This is a genomic window from Desulfitobacterium nosdiversum (assembly GCF_049860565.1).
Taxonomy (GTDB): Bacteria; Bacillota; Desulfitobacteriia; order Desulfitobacteriales; family Desulfitobacteriaceae; genus Desulfitobacterium_A; species Desulfitobacterium_A nosdiversum.
The window spans coordinates 716,120-729,469 of the sequence record NZ_CP172056.1 but is presented as its reverse complement, the minus strand read 5'-3'; the positions used below and the strand labels follow the sequence as shown (position 1 = coordinate 729,469).

At 42.3% G+C, this 13,350-nt stretch carries 12 protein-coding genes; 8 read left to right on the top strand and 4 right to left on the bottom strand.

What is annotated here, in order from left to right; genetic code table 11:
- The first annotated feature begins 6 nt into the window (after positions 1 to 6).
- On the top strand, positions 7 to 837 hold the full coding sequence (gene rsmA, locus ACHOLT_RS03535; RefSeq protein ID WP_425805811.1) for a 16S rRNA (adenine(1518)-N(6)/adenine(1519)-N(6))-dimethyltransferase RsmA: 831 nt from the start codon (positions 7 to 9) through the stop codon (positions 835 to 837).
- Positions 838 to 936: 99 nt separating this feature from the next.
- Here rsmA and ACHOLT_RS03530 read toward each other — a convergent pair whose 3' ends face one another.
- Complete coding sequence (locus ACHOLT_RS03530; protein ID WP_425805809.1) at positions 937 to 2,526, bottom strand: methylenetetrahydrofolate reductase C-terminal domain-containing protein; 1,590 nt, start codon at positions 2,524 to 2,526, stop codon at positions 937 to 939.
- A 425-nt stretch (positions 2,527 to 2,951) separates the two neighbouring features.
- On the opposite strand from ACHOLT_RS03530, the gene ACHOLT_RS03525 reads away from it, so the two are divergent.
- A complete protein-coding gene (locus tag ACHOLT_RS03525) occupies positions 2,952 to 3,593 on the top strand; it encodes a TMEM165/GDT1 family protein (protein ID WP_425805807.1) in 642 nt (213 codons plus the stop codon).
- Here ACHOLT_RS03525 and ACHOLT_RS03520 read toward each other — a convergent pair.
- Both ACHOLT_RS03520 and ACHOLT_RS03515 read right to left on the bottom strand, forming a co-directional pair.
- The gene (locus tag ACHOLT_RS03520) at positions 3,590 to 4,279 is read right to left on the bottom strand and encodes a heparan-alpha-glucosaminide N-acetyltransferase (protein WP_425805805.1); all 690 of its coding nucleotides are present in this window, start codon (positions 4,277 to 4,279) and stop codon (positions 3,590 to 3,592) included. The two genes, ACHOLT_RS03525 and ACHOLT_RS03520, sit on opposite strands and share 4 nt — an antisense overlap.
- Positions 4,280 to 4,370: 91 nt before the next feature.
- A complete protein-coding gene (locus ACHOLT_RS03515) occupies positions 4,371 to 5,261 on the bottom strand; it encodes a glycosyltransferase family 2 protein (RefSeq protein WP_425805803.1) in 891 nt (296 codons plus the stop codon).
- A 91-nt stretch (positions 5,262 to 5,352) separates the two neighbouring features.
- Here ACHOLT_RS03515 and yabG point away from each other — a divergent pair, with 91 nt between their 5' ends.
- Positions 5,353 to 6,192, top strand: a complete 840-nt coding sequence (gene yabG, locus ACHOLT_RS03510) for a sporulation peptidase YabG (protein ID WP_425805801.1) — start codon at positions 5,353 to 5,355, stop codon at positions 6,190 to 6,192.
- Between the two features lie 347 nt (positions 6,193 to 6,539).
- On the opposite strand, the gene ACHOLT_RS03505 is transcribed toward yabG, so the two are convergent.
- The gene (locus ACHOLT_RS03505; protein ID WP_425805799.1) at positions 6,540 to 6,878 is read right to left on the bottom strand and encodes a L,D-transpeptidase; all 339 of its coding nucleotides are present in this window, start codon (positions 6,876 to 6,878) and stop codon (positions 6,540 to 6,542) included.
- Positions 6,879 to 7,033: 155 nt separating this feature from the next.
- Here ACHOLT_RS03505 and ACHOLT_RS03500 point away from each other — a divergent pair, with 155 nt between their 5' ends.
- The 5 genes from ACHOLT_RS03500 (at position 7,034) to purR (ending at position 13,203) form a co-directional block, all read left to right on the top strand.
- Positions 7,034 to 7,846: a cyanophycinase gene (locus tag ACHOLT_RS03500; protein ID WP_425805797.1), complete on the top strand. Its 813-nt coding sequence runs from the start codon at positions 7,034 to 7,036 to the stop codon at positions 7,844 to 7,846.
- 81 nt (positions 7,847 to 7,927) lie between these two features.
- Positions 7,928 to 10,582: a cyanophycin synthetase gene (cphA, locus tag ACHOLT_RS03495; RefSeq protein ID WP_425805796.1), complete on the top strand. Its 2,655-nt coding sequence runs from the start codon at positions 7,928 to 7,930 to the stop codon at positions 10,580 to 10,582.
- 163 nt (positions 10,583 to 10,745) lie between these two features.
- Positions 10,746 to 11,663, top strand: coding sequence for a 4-(cytidine 5'-diphospho)-2-C-methyl-D-erythritol kinase (ispE, locus tag ACHOLT_RS03490; RefSeq protein ID WP_425805795.1), 918 nt, complete (start codon positions 10,746 to 10,748; stop codon positions 11,661 to 11,663).
- On the top strand, positions 11,648 to 12,370 hold the full coding sequence (locus ACHOLT_RS03485; RefSeq protein ID WP_425805793.1) for a GntR family transcriptional regulator: 723 nt from the start codon (positions 11,648 to 11,650) through the stop codon (positions 12,368 to 12,370). The genes ispE and ACHOLT_RS03485 overlap by 16 nt, the downstream gene beginning before the upstream one ends.
- A gap of 11 nt (positions 12,371 to 12,381) precedes the next feature.
- The gene (gene purR / locus ACHOLT_RS03480; protein WP_425805792.1) at positions 12,382 to 13,203 is read left to right on the top strand and encodes a pur operon repressor; all 822 of its coding nucleotides are present in this window, start codon (positions 12,382 to 12,384) and stop codon (positions 13,201 to 13,203) included.
- Positions 13,204 to 13,350 lie beyond the last annotated feature (147 nt).

The window sequence follows — 13,350 nt, the reverse complement described above, 5'->3', positions numbered from 1 at the left end:
GAACGAATGGAAAGTGCAGCAGATTACACACGCCGATTGTTAAAAAAGGGAGCTAGGGCCCATAAGTCTTTAGGGCAAAATTTTCTCATGGAGGATCAGGTTATTTCTGAAATTGTCGGGGCAAGTGTACTAGACCCAGATATTCCTTTGATTGAGATTGGTCCTGGCTTAGGTGTGTTGACACGAATTCTTGCGCGTGAGGTCAATAAGCTTTGGGCGGTTGAATTAGACCAAAGTAAAGTAGAAATTCTAAAACACGAACTTCAGGGGCTCCCTCTTGAGATTTTAGTTATGGATGCCTTGAAACTGCAATTGAGTGAAATCTGGGGGGAGCAAAAAGGCTTCTTAGTCGGAAATTTACCCTATTATATTACCAGCCCGCTTCTGATGCATTTTCTTGAACAAAAGGAATCCCTTATTGGTATGACGGTCATGGTTCAAAAGGAAGTTGCCGACCGCATTGTTGCTAAACCTGGAAATAAGGATTATGGTGTTTTATCCATTGCTGTGCAGGCTGCTGCGGATGCCGAAAGAATCTGCAATGTCTCCCCGCAGGCATTTTGGCCGGCGCCTAAAGTTCATTCAACAGTCCTACGTTTAAAATTACGTCCCTATCCTAGCCTTCATGTGGACTCTAAAGACTTTTTCCGCGTTGTAAAGGCAGCGTTTAGCCAACGACGGAAAACGCTTGGAAATTCCCTCTCTTCTGGATTAGGAATTGAAAAGAAAAGAGGGGAAGAAATTTTAATAAAAGCGGAGATTGATGGACAAAGACGGGCAGAAACCTTAAGTATTGAGGAGTTTCAGATGATTACGGAAGTATTTCTTAAGAGTTAGTTATATCGTTTATTATTATTCGGAATTAGTTGAGCGCTTGAACGTCATGAGATTCGACGATCAAGCGCTCTTTTATTTTAATAATAACGTTTACGATAATTATTGGGCTGCGTTTTTCTTCGAAGCGATTTGAGAGGGTTTAAGAGATGATTCCTGTTCTAATGAGGGAATACCCAGGATTGCGGCGGAATGATCCCTGCCTAAATAAAAGTTGGACCAGGAAGAGGTTTGATAGAGATCCCAGTTTGCCGGAGGAATAGAGTAAGAATCAAGCTGCTGTTCTTCATTATATTTCTTAAGACGAGAGTAGGCCCTGACATAGATGCATTGTTTTTGATTAGGATAAACTTCACACCAACCTTGATAACTTCCGCCGCAAGCTCCGTTGCGTTGATTTTTCGGGCATTGAGACATAGGACAGAGATAGGCGAGATCCAGCAGGGCGCAATCGCCACAGTCTTTACAATCATTGGATATCACTTTGATGATATGTTCAAGACTATGTTTACGAGGATCTTTTTTTACTTTGTAGATGCTTCTCATCATAGGGAAAAGGGCTTTATTGGGAGTGAAAATAAGGCTATGCATAAGTCTTAAGGTACGAAAGCTTATGCCAACAGGAGCATTCAGCGGTAAAGTTTTTCGGTTTGCAGGGATAGGACTATTGAGTCCGCTTTTTTCATCTTTTTCATAATAGTAGAATCCATCAGGGATTGGATAATCAAATTCTTTTATAAAATCTCTCCAATTGGCGCTGAGTTCTTCTCCCTTATCAATGATATATTCGACTTGCTCATATTTAATATTATTTCCGCCGATATGTACCCCATCAAAGCCCATTCCTTTCATAAAGGCATACATTTTGGCAGCTCTAAGAAGGCGGGCACTTAGCCCTTTATCCTCGGATGTCCTCTCCTGATCTAGTTCCTTAAGGAGTTTATCGGTTACAATACACCCTGGAAGCTGGTTTTGGTTCATGATTCGGGCGGCCCCATAGGGAAGAATATAGATATTGCCAATGATCGGAACGTTTAAATCATTCAACTTCATGAATTGCAAGACTTCATGGAATTTACGGGCATCGTAACCCAGTTGAGTGACAATAAATTGCGCCCCGCTTGCTATCTTTTTTTTCATTTTATAATATTGAACCATTTGTTCGGCTTCCGTTGCCTTAAAGGGGGAAACGGCGGCTCCAGCAAAAAAATCACTGGGGTGATGCTGACCAACTCCTTTAGGTCCAGCAACGGAAAGCCCCCGATTCATATCAGCGATTAGTTCAAGGGTGTGCGTTGGATCAAGATCGAAAACGGGTTTGGGTCGCCCTTTAAAACCGGATACAGTATAGTCCCCCGTCATCACTAAGAGATTTCGGACGTCTGAACGATCCAATGCATAAAGCTGGCTTTCCATTTGGTTTCGGTTTTTATCTTTGCAAGTAAAGTGAACGAGAGGTTCAATTTCCAATTTTAAAATTTCCTGTCCTAAATAATCCGCAAGCATCGCCGGATTCCCTCCGGGATTATCGGTGATGGTTAAGGCATGGATTTTTCCTCCCTTTTCTGCTTGTTCAGCGGAATAGAGTGCACTTTCCTGGGCTTGTTCGCGTGCGCCCCTGCCGGGAACGAGCTCCCAGGTAACTGATACCGTCTTTTTGTCGAGGAGAGACGCTTTAAATTGGTTTTCCATTATCCCCTTCCCCCTTCTTCACTTAAACCTCCTTGATCAATGATCTATCTTCTGTAATTGTAGTGCAATTATGACAATTCTTACAACGGTCTTGTCCCAAGTCCTTTTTACATAAAATTGAGTTAATGATTAGAAATTAATAAATTTGAGAGGATAATAAAGAAGATCAGTCGAAAATAAAAAGAATTTTTTAGATTGTTTTTGTCCAAGTTTAAGGCTTGACAGAAGGATGATTTTTTCTTAAACTAAGAAACAGTTAAAGGGGAGTAGCTGGCATTTTATATGCAGGTGGAGTCAACATACTGGAAGTAATTATTTCCTGGCTTTACATTGGGAAATCAATAGCGAGACCTTTAACACGGCTGTTAGCAGATAGCTGTGTTAAAGTGTCTCGCTTATTTTATGAACTAAAGGAGTACGATTATATGTGGGTTTTTCTTGGAGCAGCGTTGATGGTCGTTCTTGCCGAGATGGGAGATAAAACACAGTTATTAGCGATGGCATTTGCAACCCGTTTTCCGGCACGTTCCGTAATCTGGGGAGTTCTTATAGCCACAGTTTTAAATCATGGCTTAGCAGTTTTAGTAGGTACGTACTTAGGAGCATCATTGCGCCTTGAATGGGTTCAATGGATTGCAGCCGCATCCTTTATTTTCTTTGGCCTTTGGACCATTCGAGGAGATACACTGAATGATGAACACCAAAGAAAATTAGTTGTTGGACCGATTATTACGGTAGCAATTGCCTTTTTCCTGGCTGAAATGGGTGATAAAACTCAGCTGGCAACGATTGCGTTAGCAGCGAAATATGAGAGCCCGTTCTTGACGCTTTTAGGAACAACGGTGGGCATGCTCGTCGCGGATGGTTTAGGCATTTATGTGGGGATTGTTGCCGGTCGAAAAATTCCCGAGCGGACAGTAAAATGGGTTTCTGCCCTAATCTTTATCATTTTTGGTTTAGTTGAACTCTATCTAGCTTCACCAAAAGCTTATCTGACGCCTTTTAATATTTTTATTGTTTTAGCGTTAACTGTTTTCTCGGTTTGGTGGATCGGAAGAAAAAGCTAAGCCTTTGCTTTTTGGAAGATGAATAAGATCAATAATAAAATAGGTTGATGGAGAAGGTAAATGAGCAGAGAGTGTCTGCTCATTTTTTCTATTATGGGCGGAAAAGAATAGGTGCTGGAATTTGTAAAACCGGCAAAGCGAAAACGATAAAAAAGAATTCCGAATACAAAAAGCCCGCTGTAAGGAAAAACCGGAAAATAATCGATGCTCTTAAATCCTGGGTACATTATTCCTAAGGGAATAAGCCAAGGCCCTATCCCATGGATATTTTTAAAATAAAAGCCAAGACTTATAGAAACTAGGGCAAAAATAATTAAAAATGTAGTGGAACTTCTTTGAAAAATGGGATAGAGAAGCAGCATACAGGCAAGAAAATGCAGAATTCCGAAACGAACGTAGGTTTCCGGCAGGGCTATAGAGGTTATTAAAGAAATAAGAAGAGCCCAGAAAAGAAGAGTAATGCCATTATGTATTGGATTGCGGCTAAGGTTGCTGCTTATGCCCGAAAGAAAAATAAAAAGAAAGGCGGCTAATTTGGCGACAACCATCATCCAAACTAAAATATCGCTTTTGAATGAGACTTGTGTAAAAGTATCTAAATCATAGAAAAGATGGTAGAGAATCATTAGGATTAACGCAGCAACGCGTAATAAATCGATTTCAGGGATTCTGGAGGCAGAGTTCAAAGTTTACACCTTGCTTTCAAGTGTAGACATAATGAATAACACCAGCTTAGTGTTTGCAGGCTGGTGTTTATTAAACGCAAGGAATAGACATTTAACTTTTTTCTGTTTTAATGGAGACTTCATCTGAGGCAGGATTAGCTTGAGACATAACACAGCAGGGGATAATAAGGTGTTGTTCGCAATATGGATGAGAAATTTCCAAGGCTTCTTGCCAAAGTTTAAGAATATCGAATCGTCTCTCCGGATGATATCCCAGCATTTGATGTTTGCCTAAGGAACGGGTGAGGGGCTCATCATGAGCGAGGGCAAACCCCATAACGCAATCCCCGATAATCGTTTCAGCAATTAAACGGGCATGCTTTCGGTGTTTGCGCGGTGATTTTAAAACTTCATGCCGTATTGAAGTAGCAACTTGAATCCTTAATCCGAGCTTGGTCGCCCAAACCAAGGATAAAGGGGGGATGGCAATTCCTTCAGGAGGAATGGATTCGAGAGCCTTAGCAGATAAAGCGTGAGGGCCATGCGTTGGGGTAGCTAGCCCCAGGTCATGAAATAACCTCAGTTCCTTATTGAGATTCGCCCGAAATCGCGAAACAAGATGAGCAAGCTTAGCTCGGTGTGTAATATAGGGGTAGCAGTTTGTTAATGAAATATCAATTTCTTGATCAAGGGCATTAAGAAGGCTTTTGAGATTCGGAAAAATATTTCCCGACATGTCTCCATCCACAAAGAGGACTCCCTGAGAATTTAATTTACGTGCATAAAGCGCACCGACTGCCCGCGGAATATCAATGCCCAGGGAATCCGCAAAATAGATCGTATGAATGCGTTTGTCAGGAATAGAGCGGGTGAGTTCCAATGTCCGATCCGTACAGCCGTTCAGGACAAGGATGATATACCGAATGGGTAACCTTAGAACGGTCGTTAAAACTGCGAGGATGCTTTTTTCTTCATTCTTAACGGGTATTACAACATCATACACGTTACTCTCTCCCCGGCAGATGATTTCATAACATTATATGCCGTTTTAGAATATTCGCCATAGAATAAGGAAAGAGGAAGGAGGGAAAAGCGTGTTTGATGTTGGAGACATTGTCGCTAGGTATTCGCACAAACAAGATCTTTTTTTTCGAATTGTACAGATTCAAGCCAATGGCGGGGAAAAAACGGCCTTACTTAAGGGCATCAACACAAGGCTCTTAGCGGACGCTCCACTAAATGATCTCATCGAAAAAAATCCAACAGAAGTGGCCTATTATCAATTAAAAGATCTCCAAGATATTTATCAAAAGCTGAATGTTGTTGTAAATCAGAGAAAGGGTATTCAGGATAAAAATGATACTGGGGAGTACTTCGAAATTCCAGGTCGGGTGCTTCATCTTGATGGAGATGAAGATTATTTAAATCAATGTATTAAGACTTATCAGCAGCTCGGATTGGAGGCTAAGGGATTTTGCAAATCTGAAGTAGAACAGCCTAAAGTTATCTGTAAAATTCTTCAGGAGAATCCGGCAGATATATTAGTTCTGACGGGGCATGACGGGTTTCTTCACGGAAAAAAGGATTTTCGGAGCCTTGATAGTTATCGAAGTTCTCGTTATTTTGTCCAATCGGTGATTGAGGCCCGCAAACTTCAGCCCAATCGTGATGCTTTAGTTATCTTTGCCGGGGCCTGCCAATCAAACTATGAAGCAATCCTGTCAGCCGGTGCGAACTTTGCCTCTTCACCGAAGCGAATTTTAATTCATGCTTTTGATCCCGTATTTATCGTTGAAAGAATTGCTCATACACCCATTGACGGTATGGTTTCGTTAAAGGATATTATCCAGCATACGGTTACCGGAACTGACGGAGTCGGGGGAATTGAGACACGCGGGCAGCTGCGCAGGGGCTATCCGCGAAGCCCGTATTAAGACAAGTAAATCAGTAGGCATAAAAGGGAAAGGCGCCAATTAGGTGCCTTTTCCTTTTTATTAATTCAAACAAAGAATTCCAAACAAGTGACCCTAAAAGCATACTAATGAGAGTTGCGAGTACAGATGCGGAGGTCTTTAAGCGAGCAGTTTGTAAACTCGGCTCAAATTGCTGCTTGCATTAACGGGGCGGGAACAAGGACGTTCCCGCCGCCAACAGAGGCAGGAGCCGATTTTGGCGGGAACCCCGTACGCTTGCATTAGCAGTTTGAGCCGTAAGTTTGCTCTGCGAGCGCCCGGCCGGAGCGGCTGTACTCGAAATTCTCTTGAAAGGCTAACTTAAGGCTTCAAGGTTTTATAATAACCGGTGTGCCTACTCCGACCTGATGATACAACGCTTCAACATGATTATTATGCATACGAATGCAACCCAAGGATGCCATTGTTCCGATGCTGGCAGGATTATTTGTTCCATGGATTCCGTAATGCGGTATTGAAAGCCCTAACCAACGGCTGCCAAAGACACCGCCTGGGTTGTTATATTTACTAGCAACTGAGAAGGACCCAGTTGGTGTTGGCGTATTCGATTTACCTATGGCAATAGGGTAACGGGCGATTACTTTGTTACCTTCATAAAGTTCTAATTGACGGCTGGAACGATGAATAACGATTTGACGCTGAGGCATCGATTACCCCCCCTTTTATTAGCATTTTATGGAATTAAGGTCTCGAAGGAGCTTATGCAAGGGTTTAGAAAAAATAAAATTTTGAATAATGCAAGGTACTTTGTGCGGAAAATAAGGGTGATTAGAAAATGGCTTAAATTTGAGGGAGGATTTTAATGAGCGATTATGTTGATGGGAGGCTTCTCATTATTGGCGGAGCTGAGGATAAAGAGGGTGAATGCAAAATCTTAAAACGTTTTATCCAAGAGGCCGGAGGACGTGAAAGCATTATTACCGTTTTGACGGTTGCAACGGGGTATCCTGAACAAGTTGGAGCACAATATCAGGAGCTTTTTCAAAAGCTGGGAGGTGGAGAGGTTCAAATTCTTGATGTTTCAGAGCGGACTGGAGCTAACGAAGAAAGCTTGGTTCGTCAATTGGAGAAATCATCAGGAGTTTTTTTTACAGGGGGGGATCAATTGCGAATTACGGGAATTATGGGAGGCACCCGTCTTGGCAAAGCGCTTCATAAACTGTATGAACAAGGTGTCATTATTGCCGGGACGAGTGCCGGAGCTTCAGTGATGTCTGATACAATGATTGTCGGTGGAGAAGCCGGAACTCCTAAAAAAAATACGTTAACGATGGCTCCGGGTCTTAGCCTTTTGCGCTCCGTTGTTGTTGATCAACATTTTGCTCAACGGGGGAGAATCGGACGGCTTTTGACGGCTATTTCCCAAAATCCATACGTTTTAGGGATAGGAATTGACGAGGATACGGCGATATTGGTTCATTCAGATGGGAGGTTTTTGGTTGTAGGAAGCAATACAGTAACTGTGGTTGATGCTTCGCCGACAATCGCCAGCAATGTTTCGGAGAGTTCGCCGGGACAGGCATTAGTCCTTACCCCAGTACTCATGCATGTTTTATCTGAGGGCTATGGTTTTGATTTAAAACGTCGCGTTGCTCATCCCAAGATTCGGAAATGAGGGATGAGGGAATATTGAGAATGAAAGAGGGTCAAACTAGTAAGTGTACTTTCCATATGTCAAAGGAGGACAAATATCATAATGGAGATTAAAAGTATCCAGGCGATTCAGGGTGCTAATGTCTATAGTCATCATCCTATCATCCGAACCGTCGTGGATCTCCAAGAATGGGCAGAAAAAGAAAGTAAAACGCTCGGTGATTTTAACTCTCGGTTAATTCAGATTCTTCCTACGCTATATGAGCATCATTGTTCACGGGGAAAACGCGGCGGTTTTATTGAGAGGCTTCATGAAGGAACTTATATCGGCCATATCATAGAGCATGTGACGATTGAGCTTCTGACCCAAATCGGCGAAACAATTCCCTATGGTAAAACAATGGCTGTATTAGAGGCTCCAGGAGAATATGAAATCATTTTTAACTATGATTCTCTGAAAGCTGGTATTGAGGGTTTTAAACAAGGTTTTAATATTGTTGAACGTTTGCTTGCAGGTGAGTTGCCTGATGTCCATGAGTCTCTTGCAAGAATACGTGAAGTCAAAGCTGAATTTGAATTAGGAGCTTCAACACGTGCTATTTTAGAGGCGGCGCAGAGAAGAGGAATACCCGTTCAACGGTTAAATGAGGGAAGTCTTCTTCAACTGGGTTATGGTCGGAATCAAAGAAGGGTTCAGGCCGCAATGACGGATCAAACCAATTGTATTGGCGTAGATATTGCTTGTGATAAAGAATTAACCAACCAGCTTCTCTATGAGGGCGGAGTTCCTACTCCAAGGGGATATATTACTTCGAATGAGGAAGAAGCGGTTAAGAGCTTTCATAGACTTGGAAAAACTGCAGTTGTTAAGCCATATAACGGAAACCAGGGTAAAGGAGTTTCTCTTAAGTTAAATACTGAAGCAGAAATCCGCTCAGCTTTCCGAGTCGCCCAGACCTATGGGAATCATGTATTAGTTGAAGAGTATATTGAGGGCCGGAATTATCGACTTCTCGTTATTGGGAATCGATTGGTAGCCGCTGCAGAACGTATTCCAGCCTGCGTTATTGGAGACGGAGTCTCAAGCATTGAAAAATTAGTCCATTATGAAAATGAAAGCCCGTTACGAGGAGAAGATCACGAAAAGGTTTTAACTAAAATTAAAATTGATCCGGCAGTCATCCTGTCACTTGCTCAGAAGAATTTGACCCTAGAATCTGTTCCTGAAGAAGGTGAGATCGTTTATCTTAGAGATAGCGCTAATCTCAGTACAGGCGGTATCGCTCATGATGTAACAGCGCAAGTTCACCCTGATAATGCAGAATTAGCTGTTTACGCGGCTCGAATTATTGGTCTGGATATCGCAGGAATTGATTGGGTTATTGAAGATATCAGCCTTTCTTATAAAGAACAAGAGGGAGCAATTATTGAAGTGAATGCTGCTCCGGGTATTCGGATGCATCTTCATCCTTCGCAAGGAACACCAACCGATGTGGGGCAAATTATGGTCGATCATATCTATCCTGTGGGTAATGGGAGAATCCCGATTGTTTCGATCACAGGAACGAATGGTAAAACAACAACGACACGGATGATTGGCAAGATGCTCTATGACCGCCAGTTAAATGTTGGAATGACAACTACAGACGGGATTTATATTAGCGGCAAAGCTTTAAGGAGAGGGGATATGACAGGTCCGGAAAGCGCACGAATCGTTTTACGCCATCCGGATGTTCAAGTGGCCGTTTTAGAAACTGCACGCGGCGGCATTCTACGGGCTGGTCTTGCGTATGATTATGCTGATGTTGCTGTAATTACAAATGTGGCTAGTGATCACTTAGGACAATATGGAGTAGAGACGCTTGAAGATATTGCTCATGTAAAAAGTTTAGTTGCAGAGGTTGTTCAGCCGCATAGTTATGTTGTATTAAATGCAGATGATCCTCTGGTTGCTCAGATGGCTGATAAAACCAAGGGGCGCGTTATTTTTTTCAGTATGGAAAAAGATAATCTGACGGTACGCAAGCATTTGGCTCGCGGGGGGACGGCTGTTTTTGTCCGGCGTGGTGTAATCTTACTTTGCCAAGGTGATCGCAGTTTTAAAATCAGTACAGTTAAGCAATTGCCGATTACTTGGGAGGGAAAAGCAGTTCATAATCTGCAAAACGCCTTAGGCGCAATTGCTGCAGGATGGGCTTTAGGTTTGACCGCTGAAGAAATACATTCCTCTCTTAAAAAATTTGAGTCTGACCCAACGTGTAATCGAGGACGCTTAAATCTTTATAAAATCGCCGGAGTCAATGTTTTTATTGATTACGGTCATAATGCAGCCGGAATCAAGGAAATTGTCAAAACGTTAAAACGTTTTAAAGCCAGCTCATTGGTTGGCTGTGTAACCGTTCCAGGGGATCGGCCTGATGAAACCATCCGCGAGGTTGCCCGGGTAGCAGCCAAAGGATTCCATCGTCTTATTATCCGGGAGGATGGAGATTTGCGCGGGCGTAAACCGGGTGAAATTGCAAAAATCATGTTGGATGAGGCAGTCGCCTGCGGCATGGATTCAAAACAAATTTCTGTTGTGCTGCCGGAAAGAGAAGCCTTCAAATACGGATTAGAACAGTGTCAACCGGGTGAGATTTTCGTGATGTTTTATGAAAACCTTGAGCCCATTGAAGAAGAAATTAATCTTAAGTTAACCAATCCAGAGACCTTAAATTTTGAAAGGATTTCAAAATCAGTAACTGTCGAGGTAGGTTAAATCATAATAAAAGGGCTGTCCTAGGCTTGTATAAAAAAATTAGCTTAGAGAACAGCCCTTTTTTGATTCATTCCATGTTTTCTTGCCGATAGACTAGTAGGATAAAGATTAAAAGGATATAATAAAAGAAAATATAATCCGAACGTTCGGAAAGGATTCTATAATGAAAGAAGATTGTCTTGTAACGTTCGCTTATGCGAAAGTTAATCTAGGGCTTGCAGTTAGAGAAAAGCGTCAGGATGGTTATCACGAATTACAATCGGTTATGCAGACGATTGGGCTTTATGACACTATCAAGCTTTCTTTAACCGGGTGTGAGATTGAATGTATTTGCGGCGGGTTAAGTGGCCCTAAGAATTTAGCTTATCAAGCCGCGGAACGTTTTATAGGGGGACTTAACCTGGAGAAGGGTATCCGAATCGAAATTAAAAAGAAGATACCCATTCAGGCAGGTTTAGCAGGCGGAAGTTCGGATGCGGCAGCTACATTAAGAGGGTTAAATCACTTATTAAATAAACCCTATTCGCAGGAGGAGCTTTTGGAACTTGCGAATCAATTAGGTTCTGATGTTGCATTTTGCTTACAGGGAGGGACTCAATGGGCAGAAGGACGCGGCGAGAGACTTTTTGCTCTGCCGGCTGCTCCTGAAATGGATATAATTTTGGTTAAACCTTGGCAAGGGATTAATACGGGTGAATCCTATCGCCGATTTGATCAGTTAGGAAAAGAACACCCTCTAAACTTGGAGACATGGCAGGAGGCCTTAAGCGCTCTCTCCATAGAGAGAATTGCTTCATTGTTGAGCAATGACCTGGAAATAGGATCACAGTCCATACTTCCTGAAATTGCCGATATAAAAAAGGATTTAAGGGAAGCAGGCTGTTATAATGCACTGATGTCAGGGAGCGGATCAGCCGTTTTTGGAATTGCTCGTTCAGAGACTCAGGCTCGAGATATAGCACTTTCTTTTAAAAATAAAGGTTATTCGGTTTGGGTAACTAAAACGATAACACCAAATCTAAGTCAAGAACTTAAACAATCATTTTTTGGAAGGGGAGATTATTCGTGGAGAGAAAGTTAGTACCGGTAAAACTTGATAGTTATAAACCTTTGCGGGAAATCGTTTTTGAATCGTTGCGAGAGGCCATCATTTCTGGAGTGCTTGAACCCGGAGAACGGCTTATGGAAATCCAATTGGCAGATGAGATGGGAGTTAGTCGGACTCCGGTCCGCGAAGCCATTCGTAAATTAGAACTAGAAGGTTTCGTTGTTATGATTCCTCGCAAGGGTGCTTATGTAGCTGGTGTAAGCGATAAAGATGTTGCTGATGTTTTCGAAATTCGATCGGCTTTAGAAGGTTTAGCGGCAGGTTTAGCGGCAGAACGGATTACTGATGAAGAAATTGAACAGATGGAGCGGATGGTTCTTTATCGAAATGGTGAAGAGGTAAATCTAGATAAAATTGTTGAAGTAGATACAGATTTTCATGCCCTTGTATATAAGGCAAGCCGTAATGAACGCTTGATTCAAATTTTAGCGAATTTACGCGAGCAGATCCAGCGTTTCCGGGCAACTTCCCTGGCTTATCCCGGTCGGTTAAAGGATGCTGTGGAAGAGCATCAGGGAATCATGGAAGCCCTTGTAAATCATAATGTTGAAGAAGCGCAGAACCTAGCCATTGCCCATATTGTTACTGCGGAGAATGTCATGTTTGAAGCTTTGCGCAGATCTAAAACATTAAGTCCAAACGAAACCGATGAACAGGAAAAAGTAAAGGAAAAGGAATAGAGGATTAGACCATGGATAAGATGAAAAGAGCAGAACGCATGGTTGCAGCGATGCAAATCCTGATGTCGAAACCCAATATTCTTATACCTTTAACTATTTTGGCGGAGCGTTTTGGAGCAGCTAAGTCAACAATCAGTGAGGATTTGCTTGCTCTAAAAGAGAGTTTACATTCCACAGGCCAAGGCCGCTTAGAAACGGTTTCAGGTGCAGCGGGCGGGGTCCGCTATATTCCTGAGATTTCCAGAGGAGAGGCCCGTGAATTTTTAAAAGAGCTCTCTGAACGCCTTAGTGTAAAAGAACGGATTTTGACGGGCAGTTTTCTTTATATGACGGATTTGCTCTATGATCCTGCTGTCTTAAGACCCTTAGGACTGATTTTCGCAGGAGCTTTTCGGGAGAAAAAGCCAGATGTCGTTGTTACGATTGAAACCAAAGGAATTCCGCTTGCTTTAGTAACGGCCGAAGCTTTAGGAGTGCCCATGGTTATTATTCGTCATGGTAATAAAGTCACTGAAGGCTCGGCTGTCAGCATCAATTATGTTTCCGGATCATCAAAACGGATTCAGTCGATGTCCTTAGGCCGAAGAGCTTTGGAAGCGGGTAAACGCGTTCTTTTAATTGATGACTTCATGAAAGCAGGAGGAACTGCTTTAGGTATGGTTAACTTGATGCAAGAATTTGAGGTTAATGTTGTTGGGATTGGTGTTCTTATGGAAAGCCTGACTGAAAATGAGCCGAAAATTGTTCATCAATATTGTTCCCTGCTTCAGCTTAAGGAGCTTGATCCAGTACATGGATTAGCAGTGGTTACCCCTTCTTCAGACTTTTCTTAAGAGAAATCAAACCATTATCGCTATAGAAGCTCTTCTCCTGCAAGAAAGGAGAAATATTTGGGTAAATTTACGCAATTTAAATTTTTCTTAGGAAAAAGAAGGAGTTTTTTACCAAATATAGAATGTTAAATGATAGAATCTTGCAGG

What these genes read in the sequence shown, in the direction of transcription:
- rsmA (WP_425805811.1), top strand. Translation starts at nt 7, where the DNA reads ATGGAAAGTGCAGCAGATTACACACGCCGATTGTTAAAAAAGGGAGCT.
- ACHOLT_RS03530 (WP_425805809.1), bottom strand. Translation starts at nt 2,526, where the DNA reads ATGGAAAACCAATTTAAAGCGTCTCTCCTCGACAAAAAGACGGTATCA.
- ACHOLT_RS03525 (WP_425805807.1), top strand. Translation starts at nt 2,952, where the DNA reads ATGTGGGTTTTTCTTGGAGCAGCGTTGATGGTCGTTCTTGCCGAGATG.
- ACHOLT_RS03505 (WP_425805799.1), bottom strand. Translation starts at nt 6,878, where the DNA reads ATGCCTCAGCGTCAAATCGTTATTCATCGTTCCAGCCGTCAATTAGAA.
- ACHOLT_RS03500 (WP_425805797.1), top strand. Translation starts at nt 7,034, where the DNA reads ATGAGCGATTATGTTGATGGGAGGCTTCTCATTATTGGCGGAGCTGAG.
- cphA (WP_425805796.1), top strand. Translation starts at nt 7,928, where the DNA reads ATGGAGATTAAAAGTATCCAGGCGATTCAGGGTGCTAATGTCTATAGT.
- ispE (WP_425805795.1), top strand. Translation starts at nt 10,746, where the DNA reads ATGAAAGAAGATTGTCTTGTAACGTTCGCTTATGCGAAAGTTAATCTA.
- purR (WP_425805792.1), top strand. Translation starts at nt 12,382, where the DNA reads ATGGATAAGATGAAAAGAGCAGAACGCATGGTTGCAGCGATGCAAATC.